Genomic DNA, 20,926 nt, shown 5'->3' on the forward strand with positions numbered 1-20,926 from the left:
CCGGGCTCCGGGCCGTCGTACGTCAGCCGGCGTGCTTGCGGCGGGCGGCGGCCCGGCCGCGGAGCTGCTGGTCGAGCACCACCTTGCGGATCCGCACGGCGGCCGGGGTGACCTCGACGCACTCGTCCTCGCGGCAGAACTCGAGGGCCTGCTCCAGCGACAGCTTGCGCGGCGGGATCAGCTTCTCGGTCTCGTCGGCCGTCGACGAGCGCATGTTGGTGAGCTTCTTCTCCTTGGTGATGTTGACGTCCATGTCGTCGGAGCGGGAGTTCTCCCCGACGATCATGCCCTCGTACACCTCGGTGCCGGGCTCGACGAAGAGCTGGCCGCGCTCCTGGAGGTTGGTCATCGCGAAGGCGGTGACCGCCCCGGCGCGGTCGGCGACCAGCGAGCCGTTGTTGCGGGTGCGCAGCTCGCCGAACCACGGCTCGTACGACTCGAACACGTGGTGCAGGATGCCGGTGCCCCGGGTCTCGGTGAGGAACTCGGTGCGGAAGCCGATCAGGCCGCGGGCCGGGACCAGCCACTCCATCCGGATCCAGCCGGTGCCGTGGTTGACCAGCTGCTCCATCCGGCCCTTGCGGGTCGCCAGCAGCTGGGTGATCGCGCCGAGGTACTCCTCGGGGGCGTCGATGGTGAGCCGCTCGACCGGCTCGCAGGTCTTGCCGTCGATCTCCTTGGTGACGACCTGCGGCTTGCCCACGGTCAGCTCGTAGGACTCGCGGCGCATCTGCTCGACCAGGATGGCCAGCGCCAGCTCGCCGCGGCCCTGCACCTCCCAGGCGTCGGGACGCTCGGTGGGCAGCACCCGCAGCGACACGTTGCCGATCAGCTCCTTGTCGAGCCGGTCCTTGACCATCCGGGCGGTGACCTTGGCGCCCTTGACCCGGCCGACCAGCGGCGAGGTGTTGGTGCCGATGGTCATCGAGATGGCCGGCTCGTCGACGGTGATCAGCGGCAGCGGCTGCGGGTTCTCCGCGTCGGCCAGGGTCTCACCGATCATGATCTCGGGGATGCCCGCGACCGCGATGATGTCGCCCGGGCCCGCCGAGTCGGCCGGCTTGCGCTCCAGGCCCTCGGTCATCAGCAGCTCCGAGATGCGGACCCGCTGGGTGCTGCCGTCGGTGCGGCACCAGGCCACGGTCTGGCCCTTGCTGATGGTGCCCTGGCGCACCCGGCACAGCGCCAGCCGGCCGAGGAACGGGGAGGCGTCGAGGTTGGTGACGTGCGCCTGCAGCGGCGCGTCCTCGTCGTACGCGGGCGGCGGGATGGTGTCGAGCAGGGTGCGGAACAGCGGCTCCAGCGAGCTGCTGTCGTCGGGGACCGCGCCGTCGGCGGGTTGGGTCAGCGAGGCGATGCCGTCGCGGGCGCAGGCGTAGACGATCGGGAAGTCGATCTGCTCCTCGTCGGCGTCCAGGTCGAGGAAGAGCTCGTAGGTGTCGTCCACGACCTCCTTGATCCGGGCGTCGGGGCGGTCCACCTTGTTGATCACCAGGATGATCGGCATGCGGGCCTTGAGCGCCTTGCGGAGCACGAACCGGGTCTGCGGCAGGGGGCCCTCGCTGGCGTCCACCAGCAGCACCACGCCGTCGACCATGGTGAGGCCGCGCTCCACCTCGCCGCCGAAGTCGGCGTGGCCCGGCGTGTCGATGATGTTGATGGTCACCGGGTCGGAGCCGTCCGCCGGCATGTACCGCACGCCGGTGTTCTTGGCCAGGATGGTGATGCCCTTTTCCCGTTCGAGGTCCATCGAGTCCATGACCCGCTCGGTTACCTCGCCGCGGGCGCCGTAGGCGCCGGCCTGCCGCAACATGGCGTCGACCAGGGTCGTCTTGCCGTGGTCGACGTGGGCGATGATGGCGACGTTGCGGAGGTCGGTGCGAAGCTGCATACCCTCCATACTCCTGTCTGCGGTTGCCGGGGCACGCGTCGGGGTCTCCCCCCAGATGGCCCGGATCTCTGCCGAAACTGATGTTCCGACCGTTTCAGCGCCTGGCATGCTGACCCCCGTGGGAATGGGGGCCCGATGCACGACCTGCTGACCTGGCTGCAGGGCCTGCCGCCCCTGCTGATCTATGTGATCGCCGCGACGATCGTCGCGGGGGAGACCGCGGTGATCTTCGGTCTGCTGGTGCCGGGCGAGGCGACCCTGCTGCTGGTCGGTTTCCTAGCGTACGCGGGGACGCTGCGCCTCGCCCCGGCCCTGCTGGTGATGATCCTTGCAGCGGTGATCGGGGACACACTCGCGTTCCGGGCCGGCCGCCGGTACGGGCCCCGGCTGCGCGCCGGCCGGCTGGGCACCCGGGTCGGCCACGAGCGGTGGGGCCGGGCGGAGGCGATGCTCGGCCGGCTGGGCGGGCGCGGGGTGCTGACCGCCCGCTGGGTGGCCTTCGCCCGCACCCTGGTGCCCCGGCTGGCCGGTGCGGCGGGAATGCCGTACCGGCGGTTCGCGCCGTGGAACCTCGCCGGCGTGGTGACCTGGGTGGGCGGCTCGGTGCTCGCGGGCAATCTGGCCGGGGAGTCGTACGAGACGGTCTCCCGGCTGCTCGGGCGGGCCACCGGCGCGGTGCTGGTGCTGGTGGCCGCGCTGGTCGCGGTGGTGCTGGCCGGGCGGTGGCTGGGCCGCAACCCGGACCCGGCCCGCGCGCTGGCCTCCCGGGCCGCCGGGCTGGGGCCGGTGCGCTGGCTCAGCGGCCGGTACGGCGTGCTGTTCTTCCTGCTCGCCATGTACGTCGGGCCGACCTGGACGCTGCTGATCAACCTGGCCGGCGGGCTGTTGCTGCTCTTCGTGGCCGGGTTCGCCATCGCCTGGGTGCTCGACGCGGTGGTTCGGCACAGCGGGCTGGCGGCGATCGACGGCGCCATCGCCGACTGGTTCGCCGACCGGCGTACGCCCGGTGCGGTCGACGTCACGCTGGCGGTGGTCTCGGCGTTGCGCGGCTCGTCGCTGATCGTGCTGGTGGCAGTCGTGGCCGCGGTGCTGGCCTGGCGCAACCGGCCGTGGCGGGCCGACCTGCTCAGCGTCGTCGGCACGGTCGGGGCGTTCGTTCCGCTGGTGGTGCTCGCCGTGGTGGTCGACCTGACCGGACCGGGCACGGACGGCCGGGACGCCGGCCTGTTCCCGACGCAGAACGCCGTGGTGGCGGCCAGTCTCTGCACCCTGGCCTGGCTGCTGTCGCGCGGGGCGCGCTGGCCGGTGGCGGTGGCCGCCTGGACCGGCGCGGCGGCCGGCGTGGTCGGTATCGTCGGCGCCCGCCTCTACCTGGGGTTGAGCACCGCCAGCGGCAGCGCGACGGCGGTGCTGCTCGGGGTGGCCTGGACGGCGTTGTTCGTGGTGGCCTGGGCCACCCGGGACCGGGCGGTGGGCGACGCCCCGGCGGAGCCGGAAGCGACGGCGGTGCCCGCCGACGCCTGAGGCGGCGCTCCGGACCGTGCCGCCCGGCGGCTCCTCGCGGCGGCCCGGACCGGGGGCCGCGGCGTGGCCGCCCGCGCCCCCGGGTGGTGCGCGGGTCAGTCCCGGGCCGCCACCGGCTCCGGCCGGGCCGGGGAGTCCTCCGGGGCGGGGGCGATCCGGCCCGGCCACCAGAAGCGGTCGCCCAGCGCGAACGCCAGCGCCGGCACCAGCACTGTCCGGACGAGCAGCGTGTCCAGCAGCACGCCGATGCAGACGATGATCCCGATCTGGGTCAGCAGGATCAGCGGCAGGACGCCCAGCACGGCGAAGACGGCCGCGAGCAGGATGCCGGCGCTGGTGATGACGCCGCCGGTGACCCGCAGGGCCGACAGCATGCCGTCCCGGGTGCCGGTGCGCCGGGCGTCCTCCCGGGCCCGGGTGACGAGGAAGATGTTGTAGTCCACGCCCAGCGCCACCAGGAACACGAAGGCCAGCAGGAGCACGCCGCTGTCCAGCGCCGGGAACCCGAGCACGTGGTCGAAGATCAGCCACGACGCGCCGATGCTGGCGAAGAAGGACGCGATCACGGTGAGCACGAGCAGCACGGGCGCGACCAGGCCACGCAGGAGCAGCACGAGCACGGCGCCGACCAGCAGCAGGATGACCGGCAGGATGAGCCGTACGTCCTTGCCGTTGGCCTCGTTCTCGTCGTAGGTGGCGGCGACGGCGCCGCCGACCACCGCCCCGTCGAACGCGGGCGCGCCCGCGACGGTCGGCGGGGCGGATCCGGGCACCGCCGCGACCGCCTCCCGCAGCGCCTCGACGGCGCGGTCCGAGGCCGCGGTGCCCGGCTCGGCGTCGAGCACGACGTCGACCTGGGCGACCCGGGCGCCCGCCTCGCCCGGCCGCGCGGAGGCGACACCGGGCACGGCCGCGGCGGCCTCCGTGACGGCCCGCGCCGCCGAGGGGGTGGTGAGCACCGCGACCGGCTGCGTCGTCCCGGCGGGGAAGGCCCGGGCGAGGGTCTCCGCGCCGGCGACCGCCTCCGGCTCGACCCGGAACTGCTGGGTCTCCGACAGGCCGGTGCGGATGCCGAGCCCGCCGAGGGCGAGTCCCGCGAGCAGCAGCGTGGTGAGCACCGCCACCGGCGCCGGACGGCGTTCGACGGCGCTGCCGAGCCGGCCCCACAGCCGACCCTCGCGGACCGCGCCGCCGACCCGGGGCACGAACGGCCAGAACAGGCCACGACCGAAGATCACCAGTGCCGCGGGCAGGACGAACAGCGCCGACAGCATCGCGAGGGCGACGCCCGTCGCGCAGGCCACGGCGAGGGCGCGGTTCAGTTCCTGCTCCGACAGCAGCAGGGTGAGCACGCCGAGGACGACGGTGAAGCCGCTGGCGAGGATGGGCTCGGCGGTGCGGCGCAGCGCGGCGCGCATCGCCACGAACCGGTCCTCATCGCGGCGCAGCTCCTCGCGGTAGCGGGCGATGAGCAGCAACGCGTAGTCGGTGGCGGCACCGAAGACGAGGACGCTGGCGATGCCGGTGACGGCGCCGCCGGGCAGGTTGATGCCGACCGCCGGGACGATCGTGTCGAGGGCGCGCAGCGTGAGCTGCTCGGTCGCCGCGACGACGACGAGCGGGACGATCCACAGGAACGGGCTGCGGTAGGTGATCAGCAACAGCAGCGCGACGACGGAGGCGGTGACGACGAGCAGCGTGGTGTCGGCGCCGTCGAAGACCTTCGTCAGGTCGGTGGTGAACGCGGGCCCGCCGGTCACCTCGACGGTGAGCGCGTCGGGCGTGTCGTCCAGGGACGCGCGGAGGTCGTCGACCCGGCCGGCGATCTCCTCCTGACCGCCCGCGGTCGACAGCGGCACGCCGACGAGCGCGACGGCGCCGTCCGGGGAGATCTGCGGCGGGCTGACGCGCCCGCCGACGGCGAACCGGCCCAGGTCGGCGGACTGCCCGGCGAGCGCCGCGCGGTCGGCCTCGGTGAGCGGGCCGCCGTCGGCGCGGCTGACCACGACGAGCGCCGGCTGGACGTCGCGGGAGGGCAACTGGTCCTGGAGGCGTTCCACCTGGGTCGACTGCCACCCGACGGACAGGCCCGTGGACGAGACGGGAGCCGGGTTGTCGGGCGTGGGCAGCCCGAAAACGGCCGCGCCGAAGACGATCGCGGCGACCACGGTGAGCCACGCGGCCAGTCGGCCGCGGGCCACGCGGGTGAACACGGACATGGCTGACCTCACGGGTTCTCTACGGGATCCGGTCGACGCTCGAGACCCGCCACGACCGGAAAGTGCGACCGTAGAGTATCTCGATAATCGAGATTATCGCCTGCTGAGTTATGCTGCAACCGGACGGGCGGCGAAGGGAAAGCGGCGGACGTGACAGGCCACGGCATGTACCGGAGGCGCGACACGCGCCGCGCGATGCTGGTCGCCGAGATCGCGGCCGAGCTGCGCCGCTACTCCGTCGACGCGCAGCACATCGGGCACGCCTTCGCCAACCTGCACGGGCTGGGCGCCACCGACCTGCAGGCGCTGATCGCGGTGATGGACGCCGAGCTGATCGGCCAGCCGATCACCCCCGGGCGCCTCGGCGAGCAGCTCAACCTCTCCTCCGGCTCCGTCACCGCCCTGATCGACCGGTTGGAGCGCGCCGGGCACATCCGCCGCGACCGCGACACCGCCGACCGGCGCAAGGTCTTCCTGCACTACGCCGAGCGGGGCGCGGCGCTGGCGTCGGACTTCTTCCGGCCGCTGGGCCGGCGCACCGACGAGGTGATGGCCGGCTTCAGCGACGACGAGCTGGCGGTGGTGCACCGGTTCATGACCGCGATGACCGCCTCCATGCGGGAACACCGCGACACGGTCCGGGCCGCCCGCGACGAGCCGGCCCGGCGGGCGAGCGGCTGACCCCGTGCTCGACAGGGCGCTCGTCCGGCTCGCCGCCGCCGCGCTGCGACTGCCGGCCGCACGCGCCCGGCGGGTCACCCTCACCCGGGGCATTCCGGTGCGGGTCCGCGACGGGGTGCCGCTGCGCACCGACCACTACGCCCCGGACCTGCCCGGCGCGCCCACCGTGCTGATCCGCACCCCGTACGGGCGGGGTGGGCCGATGCGGCTGCTCGGCCGGCTGGCCGCCGAACGCGGCTTCCACGTGGTGATCCAGTCCTGCCGGGGCACGTTCGGCTCGGGCGGCGCGTTCGATCCGCTGGTGCACGAGCGCGACGACGGCCTGGACACCCTCGACTGGCTGCGCCGCCAGCGGTGGTGGTCCGGCGCGTTCGGCATGTTCGGCGCGAGCTACCAGGGCTTCGTGCAGTGGGCCCTGGCCGCCGACGCGGGGGAGGAACTGCGGGCGATGGTCGCGGTGGTGACCGCCTCGGGCACCCGTGATTCGACGTACGCCGGGGACTCGTTCGCCCTCGACACCGTGCTCACCTGGGCCGAGCTGCTCCAGGCCCAGGCCGTGCCCTGGCTGGCCCGGCAGTGGGAGCTCAAGCGCGGCCAGCCCCGGCTGACCGCCGCGCTGGCGCACCTGCCGCTGGTCGAGGCCGACCGGGTCGCCACCGGCGTGACGGTGCCCTTCTTCCAGGAGTGGCTGCGCCACCACACCCCGGACGCCGGCTACTGGCGCGACCGTGTCTTCGGCGACCGGATCGCCGAGGTCCGGGCGCCGGTGACGATGGTGACCGGCTGGCACGACATCTTCCTGCCGGCCCAACTGCGCGACTTCGCGGCGCTGCGCGCGGCCGGCGCCCACCCCCGGCTGACGGTCGGGCCGTGGACGCACGGCAGCCCCGGGCTCTTCGTGGCCGCCCTGCGCGACGGGCTGGACTGGCTGGACGAGCACCTCGCCGGCCGCCCTCCGGCGGGCCGTGCCGCCCCGGTGCGGGTGTACGTCGGCGGGGCCGGTGGCGGCTGGCGGGACCTGCCGGACTGGCCGCCGCCCTCGGCGCCGACCCGATGGCACCTGCATCCGGGCGGCGGGTTGAGCACCGCCGCCCCGGTGCCCTCGACGCCGGACCGCTTCCGCTACGACCCGGCCGACCCGACGCCGTCGCTCGGCGGGCCGCTGCTCGTCGCCCAGCGGGCCGGGCCGGTCGACAACCGCCCGGTCGAGGCCCGACCCGACGTGCTGACCTTCACCAGCGCCCCACTCGACGCGCCCGTCGAGGTGATCGGCCCGGTACGCGCCGAGATCCATCTGCGCAGCGAGCTGTCCCACCTGGACGTCTTCGTGCGACTGTGCGACGTGGACCGGCGCGGCCGGTCCTGGAACGTCTGCGACGGGCTCGTCCGGGTCGCCCCGGGCCGGTACCCGACCGATCCGGCCGGCGTGGTGCGCGTGCCGGTGGAGCTGTGGCCCACGGCGCACCGGTTCGCGCCGGGGCACCGGCTGCGCGTGCAGGTCTCCGGCGGCGCCCACCCCCGCTACGCGCGCAACCCCGGCACGGGCGAGGCTCTCGGCACAGCGATCACCCTGCGTGCTGGCTGGCGGGAGATCCTGCACGACCCGCAGCGACCGTCCGCAGTGGTGCTGCCGATCGCGCGGATCGCCCCGCAGCTTTCTTGCCGCTGAAAAAATCCTGCTTGAGCTGGGCATTCATTCATCGGCGGCGTTATGGTTGGGCCAACGCCCGGCGCTGTGCACCACTCGGCCGGGCCCGCGCGTGAGGCCCCCCCACCGCCTACGCGGTGTCACCGTCATGCCCGGCCCCCGACCATCCGCAAGGGGGAACCCATGACGCGGGCACCCGAGAACCTGCTGACCGTCCGCCGTCTGCTGCTCGACCACCTCAACATCGACCCCGACACCGTCCGGAGCCAGGACCTCGAACCCGCCGAGGTCGGCATCGTCGGCGACCCCGCCCACCGGGGCGGCTACCACTGCGGCTCCGACCGGGTGGTGACCAACGACTACTCCGTCGTCGAGTCGCCCCGGGACTCCGCCGGCCTCACCCTCGACGCGGCCGCGCTCGACGTCGGCCTCTTCCAGGTCCGCGCCGGCGGCCGCACGCATGACCTGCACACCTTCTCCAACTGGTGCGTGGCGCAGTGCGTCGCCAACACCCCGGACAGCCGGGACATCAGGGAGATCATCTATTCGCCCGACGGCGCGGTCGTGCGGCGCTGGGACCGGCTCCGCAGGCGCAGCAGCGGGGACAACTCCCACCTGTGGCACACCCACTTCAGCTTCTTCCGCGACTCGATCAAGGCGAACCGCGACCAGACGCCGCTGTTCCGCCGCTACCTGACCACCATCGGACTCCTGGAGGACGACATGAGCGCACAGGCCGAGAGTCAGATCAACAGCATCTATGTCGGCATGTTCTACGGCGGGTCGAGCATGGGGCGCAGCGTCGACCCCGACGCGGGCGGCCCCGCGACGGCCAGCAACAGCCTCGTGGCGAAGCTGGACTACACGATGCAGCGGCTCGACACGGTCGCCGCGCAGCTCACCGCGCTGTCCAACAAGGACTTCACCGACGAGCAGGCGATCGTGACGGGCGTCCTGGCCACGCTCACCCCCGACAAGATCGCCGCGGCGATCCCCGCCACCATGGCCAAGCAGGTCGCCGACGAGTTGGCCCGCCGGCTGGCCGCCTGAGCCGACGTCCCCGAATCCGTCGGGCGGGCCGGGGGACGGCCGAAGCCGGCAACGACGGTTGCGCAATGACTGTTGCGCAACTGTCGTTGCCAATGCCAGACTGGCGGCATGACGAATCCCGACGTGCGCCAGGTCACCGACTCCCGGGTCCTCGCCGCGCTGTCCCACCCGCTGCGCCGTCGGCTGATGGACGTGCTCAAGGTGCACGGCCCCTCGACCGTCGGCCTGCTCGCCGAGCGGACCGACCAGGCGCCGGCGAACGTCAGCCACCACCTCAAGGTGCTGGCCGGCGCCGAACTGGTGGAGGAGGCGCCCGAGCTGGCCCGCGACCGCCGGGAACGATGGTGGCGCCTGGTCAGCCGCGGCCTGCGCTGGTCCCGGTCGGACTTCGAGGCCGACCCCGCCGACCGGGCCGTCGCCGACGCGGCCGTCTCGCTCAACCTGGAGCGGCACGCCGCCCTGGTTCGCGCGTGGTACGCGGCCGACGACGCCACCCAGGCGGCCTGGGGGCAGGGGCCGTTCTCCATGGACCGGTGGCTGCGCCTGACCCCGGAGGAGCTGGCGCAGCTCGATCGAGAGATGAACGACCTGCTCACCCGGTGGGCCGACCGGGAGGTGCCCGACGACGGGCGACGACGCGAACCGGTCTTCCTGTTCGCCTACGGCATCCCGGCCACCCCGTGACGCCGCCCGCCGGCGTCGCGCCACCCCGTACCCCCGACGCCCGCGCGCCACGGCCGGAGCCCGCGGCCCCGGCGGCACGGCGCGGTGGCCTGCTGCGGCACCGGGACTTCCGGCTGCTCTGGGCCGGGCAGACGGCCAGCGCCATCGGCAGCAACGTCACCACCGTGGCGCTGCCCCTGGTCGCGGTGACGGTGCTCGACACCGGCACCTTCGGCGTCGCGGTGCTCACCGCCGCCGCCTGGCTGCCGTGGCTGCTCGTCGGCCTGCCCGCCGGCGCCTGGGTGGATCGGCTGCCGCGCCGGCCCGTGATGGTCGCCTGCGACCTGGTCTCCGCGCTGCTGTTCCTCAGCGTCCCCGTCGCCGCCGCGCTCGGCGCGCTGACCGTGGCGCAACTGTTGGCGGTCGCGCTGGGTGCCGGCCTGGCCCGGGTCTTCTTCGAGACGGCCGACCAGGTCTACCTGCCCGTGCTGCTGCGCCCCGAGCAGGTGCCGGAGGGCAACGCCAAGCTCCAGGCCACCCAGACCGCGAGCTACGTGCTCGGCCCCGGGATCGCCGGCGTGGTCGCGCAGGTCGTCGGCGCGGTCGCCGCGCTGCTGCTCGACGCGCTGAGCTTCCTGTTCTCCGCGGTGTGCCTGCTGCGCATCCGCACCGTCGAGAAGCGCCCCGAGCGCGTCGACCGGTCCCGGTCGCTGCGCCGGGAGATCGGGGAGGGGATCCGGTTCGTCGCCCGCGACCCGTACCTGCGGGTGCTCGCCGTCTTCGGCGCGGCCAGCAACGTGGGACTGGTCGGCTACCAGGCCGTCCTGGTGGTCTTCCTCGTGCGGGAGGCGCGCCTCGCACCCGCGTCGGTGGGCGCGTTGGTCGCGGTGATGAGCCTCGGCGGCATCGCCGGCGCGCTGCTGGCCACCAGGCTCGGCCGGCGGCTCGGCACCGCCCGGGCCATGCTGCTGGCGGGGATGCTCACCGGCCCGACGGCGCTGCTGATCCCGCTCGCCGGCCCCGGCGGGCGACTGGCCCTGCCGGCGATCGGCGGCATGCTGGTCAGCCTCGGGGTGGCCGTCGGCAACGTGCTCAAGGGCAGCTTCCGGCAGACCTACACCCCACACCACCTGCTGGGCCGCGTGACGGTGAGCATGCACATGCTCAACTACGGCACGATCCCGCTCGCCGCGCTGCTGTCCGGGGCGGTCGGCGCGGCCTACGGGGCCGGCACCGCGATCGCGGTGATGACCGGCTGGCTGGCGCTCACCCCGGTGATCCTGCTGGTCGGGCCGCTACGGCGGCGACGGGACCTGCCCGTCGCGCCGGAGCTGCCCTGAACGCGCTGCGGCGGCGGCCGGCTCCCGGCCCCCGCCACCGGCACGGATCTACATCGGGCGGACGTTGTCCGCCTGCGGACCCTTCTGCCCCTGGGTCACCTCGAACTCGACCTTCTGGCCCTCGTTCAGCTCCCGGTAACCGCTCGTCGCGATGGCCGAGTAGTGGACGAAGACGTCCGGCCCTCCGCCGTCCTGCTCGATGAAGCCGAAGCCCTTTTCCGAGTTGAACCACTTAACCGTGCCGGTTGCCATGCATCTCTCCCTGTTCCAAAGCGGGTGACCCGCGGTCGAAGACCGATGATCGCCCGGTACCACCCCGACAGTAACCGCCCGAGCGCCGATTCGCTGGCCGAAGTGCCGTAGGCGGCGTGGTGAACTCTCGGGGCCCGTGTGTGAAAGCGGCGCGGCGACCCGCTGACTGGGGCATGCTTGCGCCGGTGAGAGGTGCCACGGCCGACGCGCTGACCGAGTTGGAGCGGGAGATCGACGCTCCGGGCGGCGGGCTGGACCGGCTCCGGCTGGTGCGGATCCCGTTCGTGCCGGAGGTGCGGCTGCACCTGGCCGAGGACGCCATCGTCTGGTGGGCGCGGATGGAAGCGCACGCCGGGCACCCCCTGCCGCCGCCGTACTGGGCCTCGGTCTGGGCCGGCGGGCAGGCCCTCGCCCGCTACCTGCTCGACCACCCCGACCTCGCCGCCGGGCGCCGGGTGCTCGACCTGGCCGCCGGGTCCGGCCTGGTGGCGATCGCCGCCGCGCTCGCCGGCGCCGACCGCGTCGTCGCCAACGACATCGACCCGTACGCGGTCGCGGCGGTGACCGTCAACGCCCGCGCCAACGGGGTGGCGGTCGCGGCCACCGGCGGCGACCTGCTCGACACCGACCCGGCCGGGGTGGACCTCCTGGTGGCCGGGGACGTGCTCTACGACGAGGCGATGGCGGCGCGGGTGCTGCCCTTCCTGCGCAGGGCCGCCGCCACCGGCGCCGACGTGCTGGTCGGCGATCCCGGGCGGGGGCACCTGCCCCCGGGCGTGCTGGCGGCCGTGGCGAGCTACCCCGTGCCGACCACCGAACCCTCCGTCGACTCGTCCGTCCGGCGGGTGCAGGTGCTGCGGCCCCGGTGACGGGGGGGCCTCTCAGGGTCGACCCCGAGCCCGATACCAGGGGGCGGTGGGGGATCGGACCCGATGCCCGCGGTGGCCGGGCGGCCATAGCGTACGGGGCATGACGGATTGGCTGGCCCAGGTCGGAGAGCTCCCCACCACCCTGCTGATGGGGGTGCTCGGGGTGGTGATGCTCTTCGACGCCGTGCCGCTGCTCGGGGTGCTGGTCCCCGGCGACGTGGCGATCCTGGCCGCCATGGGGGTCGGCGGGCCGATGACCGGCCTCGCCACCTTCACCGTCGTGGTGGCCGGCTGCCTCTCCGGATGGTCGCTGAGCTTCCTCGCCGGCCGCCGCTACGGGGACCGGCTGCGGCACAGCCGGATCGGCGGGTGGATCGGCGAGGAGCGCTGGGCGGCGGCGGAGGGGATCCTTCGGCGCGGGGGCGGCCGGATGGTGCTGATCGCGCCGTTCCTGCCTGTGTTCAACGCGCTGCTGCCGCTGGCGGCGGGCGGGCTGCGGATGTCGTACCGGCGCTTCCTCGGCTCCGCGACGCTCGGGGCGGCGGCGTGGGCGGGGCTCTACCTGGCGCTGGGCAGCGCCTCGCGGTCGCTGGCCGGGCTGCTGCCCGGGGAGTCCAGCCCGCTGCTGGTCACCATGGCGGTCGGGCTGCTGCTGGCGGGGGTGGTGCTGATGGGCACGCGGCGTCGGCTGCGGGCGGTCACGGGGGCCTGACCGTCGCCCACGGGGGGAGCGGGGGGGGGGGGGGCCGGGCGCGGATCGCGCCCGGCCCCGCTGGGGCTCACCAGCCCCGGGCGCGCCACTGGGGCAGCGCCGGGCGCTCCGCGCCGAGCGTGCTGTCCTTGCCGTGGCCCGGGTAGAACCACGTCTCGTCGGGCAGCCGGTCGAAGAGCTTGTGCTCGACGTCGTCGATCAGCGCGGCGAACCGCTGCGGGTCCTTGTCGGTGTTGCCGACCCCGCCGGGGAAGAGGCTGTCGCCGGTGAAGAGGTGCGGCGTCCCGGCCGGGTCGCGGTAGAGCAGCGCGATCGAGCCGGGCGTGTGCCCCTTGATGTGGATGACCTCCAGCGCGCAGTCGCCCACCGGCACGGTGTCCCCGTCGGCCAGCGTCTCCGCTTCGATCGGCAGCCCCGCCGCGTCGTCGGCGTGCACCAGAGCCCGGGCACCCGTCTTGGCGACCACCTCCTCCAGCGCCACCCAGTGGTCCATGTGCTGGTGGGTGGTGACCACGCTGGCCAGCCCCGCGTCGCCGACCAGGTCGAGCAGTCGGGGCGCCTCGTTGGCCGCGTCGATCAGCACCTGCTCGCCGGTGGCCCGGCAACGCAGCAGGTAGGCGTTGTTGTCCATCGGGCCCACCGACATCTTGGTGATGGTGAGCGCGTCGAGCTCACGTACGGCCGGCGCGCCGCCGGGCGTGACGTCTCCGCTGTAGGTCATGAGGTTGCCTATATCCATTCCGGTGGTTGCGGCAGCGGGCCGTCCGGGGTGACGGCCAGCACGGTGCCGGGGCTGCGGCCGATCAGCCAGGCGGCGAGTTCGGGGGCGGAGCCGGTGACCGTGGGCGCGGCCGCCCGGTCGCCGACGACCAGTTCGTGCCGGCTGCCGTCGAAGCGCAGCACCATCGGCGGCACGTCGGCCCGGGCGGCGAGGTCGCCGGCCACCTCGTGCAGCAGCCGGTGGCCGAACGCCTCGGGCCAGTCCGCCGGCCGGTGCCCGGCGTCGAGGTCCACGTGGTGCACCTCGATCTCGCGCAGCCGGCCCCAGACCAGCATGGCCGCCGGCCAGGGACCGCGCCGCGTCTGGACCGTGGCCGCCCACGCCTCGACCGGCATCGCCCGGACCGCCTCGGCGAACCGGTCGGCCGAGCGGCGCAGGTCGTCGAGGTGGGCGGCGGGCGGCCGGGGAGCGCCGGCCTCGATGTCGGCGTCCCGCGCCGCCGCGGAGGCGTACATCGGGACGGGCTCGCCGGTGCGGGCGGCGGTGAGCAGGTTGACGAATCCGTCGGCGTTGCGGGCCAGGTGCGCCAGCACGTGCCCCCGGGTCCAGCCCGGCAGCAGCGACGCGGCGGCGATGTCCGCGCTGTCGAAGGTGGCCGCGGTCCGCAGCAGGCGGTCCGTGGCCGCGTCCACCTCGCCGGTCAGCAGGAGCGGATCAGTGGTCACGTGATGACCCTAGTCGCCGGGCCGCCCCGCGTCGCCGGGGAAATCGCTTTCGGCGCGTCGCCGCGCGCCCTACCGTCGGCGACGGACGCGGCACCGGGAGGCCGGGAGGAGGTGGTGACGTTGCCGGTCGCAGCACGCGTGCACCACTCACTCCGACACCGATGAGGATGCCATGACCATCGATCTCACCGCCCTCGGCTGGGACGCCGACCGGGCGGCACTTCTGCGACGGCGCAGCGACCACCGTCCGGGCCGGGTGGCCCGGGTGGACCGGGGCGTCTGCACCGTGCTCTGCGCGGACGGTCCGGTCCGCGCCACCCTGGGCGGGGCGGTCCTGGCCGACGCCGCCCGCGACCTGACCCGCCTGCCCTGCGCGGGGGACTGGGTGCTGCTGGGCACCTGGCCGGACCGGAACGTGACCGTGGAGGCGGTGCTGCCGCGGCGTACCGCCCTGGTCCGGCGGACCGCCGGCAAGGACGCCAGCGGCCAGGTGCTGGCCGCCAACCTGGACGCCGCCGCCGTGGTGGAGCCGGTGCACCCGGAGCCGGACATCGGCCGGATCGAGCGGCTGCTGTCCCTGGCGCACGAGTCGGGCGCCCGGCCGCTGGTCGTGCTCACCAAGGCCGACCTGGCCGCCGACCCGGAGGCGGTGGCCCGCCAGCTCACCGCGGTCGCCCCGGGGGTGCCGGTGCTGGCCGTCAGCGCCGAGCGCGGCACCGGGCTGGAGCCGCTGCGCGCCGAGGTGGCGCCGGGCCGCACGCTCGGCCTGCTCGGCCCGTCCGGCGCCGGCAAGTCGAGCCTGGTCAACGCGCTGGCCGGGGCGACGGTGATGCCCACCCAGGCGATCCGGCGGGTGGACGGCAAGGGCCGGCACACCACCACCTGGCGGGCGCTGGTCCCGGTGCCGGGTGGCGGCGCCGTGCTGGACACCCCGGGGGTACGGGCGGTCGGCCTGCTGGACGGCTCGGCGGGGCTGGACCGGGCGTTCGCCGACATCGCCGAGCTGGCCGCCGGCTGCCGGTACGGCGACTGCGGGCACGACGGGGAACCCGGCTGCGCGGTGCGCGAGGCGCTGGAGAGCGGCGAACTGCCGGTGCGGCGCTGGGAGAGCTGGCGGCGGCTGCAGCGGGAGGTCGCGTACGAGAGCCGGCGGCGGGAGGCGCGGCTGGCCGCCGAGCGGCGCGGCGGCTGGCGTTCGGCGCGCCGTCGGGCCGCCCGCCCCTGACGTCCGGCGCGCCCGCCTGCCCGCCTGCGAGGTTCGGCGCGACGTGGGGCCGCCCGCCGTTGACGGGAGCTTGCGGGGGCGGGCGGGGCGGCGAGCTGCCCCGCCCGCCCCCGCGTCGGTCGACGGTGCGGCGGGTGACCCGCCGCGGACGCTCCGCGGGGGCGGTCGGCCGTTCCGGGGCGTTGCGGCGGCCCCGGTCGACCGGACGCTCCGCGGCGGGGGCGGCCGGCCGTTCCGGGGGCGTGCCGCGGCCCCGGCCGACCGGGCTGAGCTGGGGGAACGTGCCGGCCGGGAAAAGTGTCGTACCACGGGGCTAGAGTTGCCGGGGCGCCTTTCCTGCGCGCAGACAACCGCTCAGACCAACCTCAGAGCGGACATTTCCTCCTCATCTTCTTCACCCGGGAGTACACGGACAGTGGCCGACCGACTGATCATCCGTGGCGCGCGCGAGCACAACCTGCGTGACGTCAGTCTCGACCTGCCCCGGGACGCCCTGATCGTCTTCACCGGGCTCTCCGGGTCGGGCAAGTCGAGCCTGGCCTTCGACACGATCTTCGCCGAGGGGCAGCGCCGCTACGTGGAGTCGCTGTCGTCGTACGCACGGCAGTTCCTCGGCCAGATGGACAAGCCGGACGTCGACTTCATCGAGGGCCTGAGCCCGGCCGTCTCCATCGACCAGAAGTCCACCTCGCGCAACCCGCGCTCGACGGTGGGCACCATCACGGAGGTCTACGACTACCTCCGGCTGCTCTTCGCCCGCATCGGCGAGCCGCACTGCCCGGTCTGCGGCGAGCGGATCTCCCGGCAGACCCCGCAGCAGATCGTCGACCGGGTCCTCGCCATGGCCGAGGGCACCCGGTTCATGGTGCTCGCGCCGGTGGTGCGCGGCCGCAAGGGCGAGTACGTCGACCTCTTCGCCGAACTCCAGGCCAAGGGCTACGCCCGGGCCCGGGTCGACGGCGTGGTGCATCCGCTGACCGAGCCGCCGAAGCTGAAGAAGCAGGAGAAGCACACCATCGAGGTGGTGATCGACCGGCTCACCGTCAAGCCCAGCGCCAAGCAGCGGCTGACCGACTCGGTCGAGGCCGCCCTGGGCCTGTCCAACGGCCTCGTCCTGCTCGACTTCGTCGACCTGCCCGAGGGCGACCCGGAGCGCGAGCGGCGCTACTCCGAGCACCTGGCCTGCCCCAACGACCACCCGCTCGCCATCGAGGACCTGGAGCCCCGGGTCTTCTCCTTCAACGCGCCCTACGGCGCGTGCCCCGAGTGCACCGGCCTCGGCACCAAGAAGGAGGTCGACCCCGAGCTGGTCGTCCCCGACCCGGAGCGCACCCTGCGCGAGGGCGCGATCCAGCCCTGGTCGACCGGGCACAACCTGGAATACTTCCTCCGCCTGCTTGAGGCCCTCGGCCAGGCGGAGCACTTCGACGTCGACACCCCGTGGCGGGCCCTGCCGTCGCGGGCGCAGAAGACGATCCTGCACGGCTCCGACGACCAGGTGCACGTGCGCTACCGCAACAAGTTCGGCCGCGAGCGCTCCTACTACACCGGCTTCGAGGGCGTGGTGCAGTGGATCGAGCGCCGGCACACCGACACCGAGTCGGAGTGGTCACGGGAGAAGTACGAGGGCTACATGCGGGACGTGCCCTGCGCGGCCTGCGGCGGCGCCCGGCTCAAGCCCGAGGTGCTCGCGGTGACCCTGGCGGGCAAGAGCATCGCCGAGGTCTGCAACCTCTCCGTCGGCGAGGCCGCCGACCTCCTCGCCGGCATCGAGCTGACCGACCGGCAGAAGATGATCGCCGAGCGGGTGCTGAAGGAGATCAACGCCCGGCTGAAGTTCCTGCTCGACGTCGGCCTGGACTACCTCTCCCTGGACCGCCCGGCCGGCACTCTCTCCGGCGGCGAGGCGCAGCGCATCCGGCTGGCCACCCAGATCGGCTCCGGCCTCGTCGGGGTGCTCTACGTGCTCGACGAGCCGTCGATCGGGCTGCACCAGCGGGACAACCACCGGCTGATCGAGACCCTGGTCCGGCTGCGCGGCCTGGGCAACACGCTGATCGTGGTCGAGCACGACGAGGACACCATCCGCACCGCCGACTGGATCGTCGACATCGGCCCCGGCGCCGGCGAGCACGGCGGCAAGATCGTGCACAGCGGCTCGGTGCCGGCGCTGCTGGAGAACCCGGAGTCGGTGACCGGCGCGTACCTGTCCGGCCGCCGGTCCATCCCCACGCCGCGGCAGCGCCGCCCGCAGACCCCGGGCCGGGAGTTGGTCGTGCACGGCGCGCGTGAGCACAACCTGCGCAACCTGACCGTCTCGTTCCCGCTCGGCCAGCTCATCGCGGTCACCGGGGTCAGCGGCTCGGGCAAGTCCACGCTGGTCAACGACATCCTCTACGCGGTGCTGGCGAACCAGATCAACGGCGCGCGGCTGGTCCCCGGGCGGCACACCCGGGTCTCCGGGCTGGAGCACGTCGACAAGGTGGTCGGCGTCGACCAGTCGCCGATCGGGCGTACGCCGCGGTCCAATCCGGCCACCTACACCGGGGTCTGGGACCACGTCCGCAAGCTCTTCGCCGAGACCACCGAGGCCAAGGTTCGCGGGTACGGCCCGGGCCGGTTCTCGTTCAACGTCAAGGGTGGCCGCTGCGAGGCGTGCTCCGGCGACGGCACGATCAAGATCGAGATGAACTTCCTGCCCGACGTGTACGTCCCGTGCGAGGTCTGCAAGGGCGCCCGCTACAACCGGGAGACCCTGGAGGTGCACTACAAGGGCAAGACCGTCTCCGACGTGCTGGAGATGCCGATCGAGGAGGCGGCCGAGTTCTTCTCCGCCATCCCGGCCATCCACCGGCACCTCAAGACGCTGGTCGACGTCGGCCTCGGCTACGTCCGGCTCGGCCAGCCCGCGCCCACGCTGTCCGGCGGCGAGGCGCAGCGGGTCAAGCTCGCCTCGGAGTTGCAGAAGCGCTCCACCGGCCGGACGGTCTACGTGCTGGACGAGCCGACCACCGGCCTGCACTTCGAGGACATCCGCAAGCTGCTGATGGTGTTGGAGGGGCTGGTCGACAAGGGCAACACGGTGATCACCATCGAGCACAACCTCGACGTGATCAAGTCCGCCGACTGGCTGATCGACATGGGCCCCGAGGGCGGCCACCGGGGCGGCACGGTGCTCGCCACCGGCACCCCGGAGGAGGTCGCCGAGGTGCCCGAGAGCCACACCGGGCAGTTCCTGCGGCAGGTGCTCAAGCTCGACGGCGAGGCCAAGGGCGCGGCGGGGGCCACCTCGCGGGCGGCCAAGGCCAACGGCGCGAAGTCCCGCGCGCGGAAGGTCCCGGCCGGCGCCCGCTGACGCCCGTGGCGTGACCCGGACGGGGCTCCCGGCCCGTCCGGGGCTCCCGGCGGTCGCCGATCGGGTGAACCGTCGGGCACAGTGATCCGTGTACCCGAGTGCGGCCGCGGATCATGACTGGGCGGCGGCAGCCGAGAGAGAGGCGAGGCATGAGTGACGAGCAGGAGCTGACCGGGCCGGCGACGCAGACGCGGCGTGCCCTTCTCACGGGCGTGGGCGCGGTCGGCGCGGCGGTGGTCCTCGCCGCCTGCGGCAGCGACGACCCCGACGGCGGCGCGGCCCCGACCAGCGGCGGCCCGCCGGTGCCCAGCACGGGCGACGCCGGTGGCGGCGACCGCGAGGGCGCGCAGTCGCTGGCCCGCACCGCCGACATCCCGGTCGGCGGCGGCGCCGTCTTCCCCGCCCAGGGCGTGGTCATCACGCAGCCGACCGCGGGCCAGTTCAAGGCGTTCGACTCGATCTGCACCCACCAGAACTGCCCGGTGACGAACGTCGACGGCGGCACGATCAACTGCACCTGCCACTTCAGCAAGTTCTCCATCGAGGACGGGTCGGTGAAGGGCGGCCCCGCCACCAGGCCCCTCCCGGCGAAGAACATCAAGGTCACGGGCGACCAGATCTCGCTCGCCTGACCGGCGCGCCGCGGCCGGCGACCTGACCGGGCCGCCGGCCGGCGTCATCGCGTCCCGGCGCCCGCGTCGGCCGCCGCCCGGCGACCGACGGCCGGCTGCTCCCGGAGGGCGCCCGGCGGCAGGTGCCGCTCCAGCGCCAGGACGCCGGCCGCGCCAGCGGCGTTGAGCAGCGCCAGGGCCAGCCAGGGCGCGGCGCTGTCGACCTCGTACAGGGTGGCGAAGAAGGCCGGCGCGACCAGCGAGGCGAGCGCGAAGGAGTACTGGAAGGCCGCCAGGTAGCGGCCGCGGGCGGCGACCGGCGCCGCGGCCGCGGCCAGCGCGGCGGACGCCGGCGCGTGCACCACCTCCGCCACGGTGAACAGCAGCGTGGCCGTGGCCAGCAGCGCGGCCACGGTGCCGAGCCGGCCGGGGCCGACCGTCGCCATGGCCAGGCCCCAGGCCGTCCACAGCGCCGCCGCCAGCGTGATCGCGCGGGTCCGGCGGTGGCGCGGCAGGCGCGTGCCGACGGGCGCGGAGAGCAGGGCGACGAGGAACGCGTTGCCGGCGAGGATGGCCGAGGTCAGCCACGCCGGCCCCCGCGCGTCCGTGAGCATCACCGTGGGCAGCGCCAGGCCGAGCATCATGCTGGTCAGCGCGAAGACGGTGTTCAGTCCGATGAGCGCCAGGAAGGCGCGGTCGCGGGCCAGCGCGGCGTACCCGCCCCGCCGCGGACCCGCCGACCGGTCGGCGGCGGCCGGGGTGCGCACGCACGCGGCGATGAGCACCCCGGCGAGGGCGAAGCAGGCCGCCGCCGCGTACGCCACCGCCCGGTAGGTGCCCGCCCGCCCGTCGGCCACCACCACCCCGGTGACCAGGCCGCCCACCGCGAGCCCGGCGGTACGCGCGCCGTTGCTGACCGCGTACCAGGTGTCGCGGGTCCAGGTGCCGGGGCTGCCGTCGGCGTAGTCGGCGACGGCCGTGAAGACCGCGGACCAGAAGAACCGCACGCCGACCGCGACCAGCGCCGCCGCGACGAAGACCCCCACCGGTCCCCGCACCCAGGCGTACGCCAGGTAACCGGCGGCCTGGAGCAGTTGGGCGGCGACGACCACCGGCAGGGCGCCCACCCGGTCCGCCAGCGCCCCGGCCCACAGCGGCACCGGGAGGGTGAGCACGGTCGCGGCGCTGAGCAGCACCCCGAGCAGCGCCAGGGGCACGTCGGTCAGGTGCAGGAAGTAGACCAGCGACAGCGGCATGAACAGCCCGTTGCCGACCGAGTCGACGGTGAGCGCCGCCACGAGGACGGCACCCCCTCGGCTGCGCCCGGCCCGATCCGTGCCCATGTCCTGCGCCCCCTCGCGTCGGCCCGGCTGGCGGATGCTATCCGGGGACGCCGCCGGCGGCACCCGGATAACCGGTCGGCCGCCGGGGCGGCGACCG

17 protein-coding genes are annotated in these 20,926 nt (G+C 74.3%); 11 read left to right on the forward strand and 6 right to left on the reverse strand.

Annotation, left to right across the window (positions count from 1 at the left end; all coding sequences use genetic code 11):
• Nucleotides 1-22 precede the first annotated feature (22 nt).
• Nucleotides 23-1,891, reverse strand: coding sequence for a translational GTPase TypA (gene typA, locus ACSNOB_RS07250; RefSeq protein ID WP_436685822.1), 1,869 nt, complete (start codon nt 1,889-1,891; stop codon nt 23-25).
• Nucleotides 1,892-2,026: 135 nt separating this feature from the next.
• Here typA and ACSNOB_RS07255 point away from each other — a divergent pair, with 135 nt between their 5' ends.
• A complete protein-coding gene (locus tag ACSNOB_RS07255; RefSeq protein WP_436685823.1) occupies nt 2,027-3,415 on the forward strand; it encodes a DedA family protein in 1,389 nt (462 codons plus the stop codon).
• Nucleotides 3,416-3,510: 95 nt separating this feature from the next.
• Here ACSNOB_RS07255 and ACSNOB_RS07260 read toward each other — a convergent pair whose 3' ends face one another.
• Nucleotides 3,511-5,634, reverse strand: coding sequence for an MMPL family transporter (locus ACSNOB_RS07260; RefSeq protein WP_436685824.1), 2,124 nt, complete (start codon nt 5,632-5,634; stop codon nt 3,511-3,513).
• 165 nt (nt 5,635-5,799) lie between these two features.
• On the opposite strand from ACSNOB_RS07260, the gene ACSNOB_RS07265 reads away from it, so the two are divergent.
• The 5 genes from ACSNOB_RS07265 (at nt 5,800) to ACSNOB_RS07285 (ending at nt 11,016) form a co-directional block, all read left to right on the forward strand.
• On the forward strand, nt 5,800-6,315 hold the full coding sequence (locus tag ACSNOB_RS07265) for a MarR family winged helix-turn-helix transcriptional regulator (RefSeq protein WP_436685825.1): 516 nt from the start codon (nt 5,800-5,802) through the stop codon (nt 6,313-6,315).
• A 4-nt stretch (nt 6,316-6,319) separates the two neighbouring features.
• A complete protein-coding gene (locus ACSNOB_RS07270) occupies nt 6,320-7,984 on the forward strand; it encodes a CocE/NonD family hydrolase (protein ID WP_436685826.1) in 1,665 nt (554 codons plus the stop codon).
• 162 nt (nt 7,985-8,146) lie between these two features.
• On the forward strand, nt 8,147-9,013 hold the full coding sequence (locus ACSNOB_RS07275; RefSeq protein ID WP_393103720.1) for a hypothetical protein: 867 nt from the start codon (nt 8,147-8,149) through the stop codon (nt 9,011-9,013).
• Nucleotides 9,014-9,121: 108 nt separating this feature from the next.
• Complete coding sequence (locus tag ACSNOB_RS07280) at nt 9,122-9,697, forward strand: ArsR/SmtB family transcription factor (protein ID WP_436685827.1); 576 nt, start codon at nt 9,122-9,124, stop codon at nt 9,695-9,697.
• Nucleotides 9,694-11,016 (forward strand): MFS transporter, encoded by a 1,323-nt coding sequence (locus tag ACSNOB_RS07285; RefSeq protein ID WP_436685828.1) that lies wholly within the window; start codon nt 9,694-9,696, stop codon nt 11,014-11,016. Before ACSNOB_RS07280 ends, ACSNOB_RS07285 begins: the two co-directional genes overlap by 4 nt.
• 48 nt (nt 11,017-11,064) lie before the next feature.
• On the opposite strand, the gene ACSNOB_RS07290 is transcribed toward ACSNOB_RS07285, so the two are convergent.
• Nucleotides 11,065-11,268 carry a cold-shock protein gene (locus tag ACSNOB_RS07290; protein WP_007072071.1) on the reverse strand — a complete coding sequence of 68 codons (204 nt, stop codon included), beginning with the start codon at nt 11,266-11,268 and terminating at the stop codon, nt 11,065-11,067.
• Nucleotides 11,269-11,441: 173 nt separating this feature from the next.
• On the opposite strand from ACSNOB_RS07290, the gene ACSNOB_RS07295 reads away from it, so the two are divergent.
• Both ACSNOB_RS07295 and ACSNOB_RS07300 read left to right on the forward strand, forming a co-directional pair.
• Nucleotides 11,442-12,137, forward strand: coding sequence for a class I SAM-dependent methyltransferase (locus tag ACSNOB_RS07295; RefSeq protein WP_436685829.1), 696 nt, complete (start codon nt 11,442-11,444; stop codon nt 12,135-12,137).
• A gap of 100 nt (nt 12,138-12,237) precedes the next feature.
• Nucleotides 12,238-12,849, forward strand: coding sequence for a DedA family protein (locus ACSNOB_RS07300; protein WP_436685830.1), 612 nt, complete (start codon nt 12,238-12,240; stop codon nt 12,847-12,849).
• 67 nt (nt 12,850-12,916) lie between these two features.
• Here the strand turns inward: ACSNOB_RS07300 and ACSNOB_RS07305 are convergent, their stop codons facing one another.
• The gene (locus tag ACSNOB_RS07305; RefSeq protein ID WP_436685831.1) at nt 12,917-13,570 is read right to left on the reverse strand and encodes an MBL fold metallo-hydrolase; all 654 of its coding nucleotides are present in this window, start codon (nt 13,568-13,570) and stop codon (nt 12,917-12,919) included.
• 8 nt (nt 13,571-13,578) lie between these two features.
• Nucleotides 13,579-14,295 (reverse strand): maleylpyruvate isomerase family mycothiol-dependent enzyme, encoded by a 717-nt coding sequence (locus ACSNOB_RS07310; protein ID WP_436685832.1) that lies wholly within the window; start codon nt 14,293-14,295, stop codon nt 13,579-13,581.
• Between the two features lie 172 nt (nt 14,296-14,467).
• Between ACSNOB_RS07310 and rsgA the strand changes: the two genes are divergently transcribed.
• The 3 genes from rsgA (at nt 14,468) to ACSNOB_RS07325 (ending at nt 19,507) form a co-directional block, all read left to right on the forward strand.
• Nucleotides 14,468-15,520, forward strand: a complete 1,053-nt coding sequence (rsgA, locus tag ACSNOB_RS07315) for a ribosome small subunit-dependent GTPase A (protein WP_436685833.1) — start codon at nt 14,468-14,470, stop codon at nt 15,518-15,520.
• A gap of 415 nt (nt 15,521-15,935) precedes the next feature.
• Nucleotides 15,936-18,875 carry an excinuclease ABC subunit UvrA gene (gene uvrA / locus ACSNOB_RS07320; RefSeq protein ID WP_436685834.1) on the forward strand — a complete coding sequence of 980 codons (2,940 nt, stop codon included), beginning with the start codon at nt 15,936-15,938 and terminating at the stop codon, nt 18,873-18,875.
• Between the two features lie 149 nt (nt 18,876-19,024).
• The gene (locus ACSNOB_RS07325) at nt 19,025-19,507 is read left to right on the forward strand and encodes a Rieske (2Fe-2S) protein (RefSeq protein WP_393103738.1); all 483 of its coding nucleotides are present in this window, start codon (nt 19,025-19,027) and stop codon (nt 19,505-19,507) included.
• Between the two features lie 44 nt (nt 19,508-19,551).
• Here the strand turns inward: ACSNOB_RS07325 and ACSNOB_RS07330 are convergent, their stop codons facing one another.
• Nucleotides 19,552-20,829, reverse strand: coding sequence for an MFS transporter (locus ACSNOB_RS07330; protein WP_436685835.1), 1,278 nt, complete (start codon nt 20,827-20,829; stop codon nt 19,552-19,554).
• Nucleotides 20,830-20,926: the final 97 nt, after the last annotated feature.

This window comes from Micromonospora sp. URMC 106, assembly GCF_051386395.1.
Classification (GTDB): domain Bacteria; phylum Actinomycetota; class Actinomycetes; order Mycobacteriales; family Micromonosporaceae; genus Micromonospora.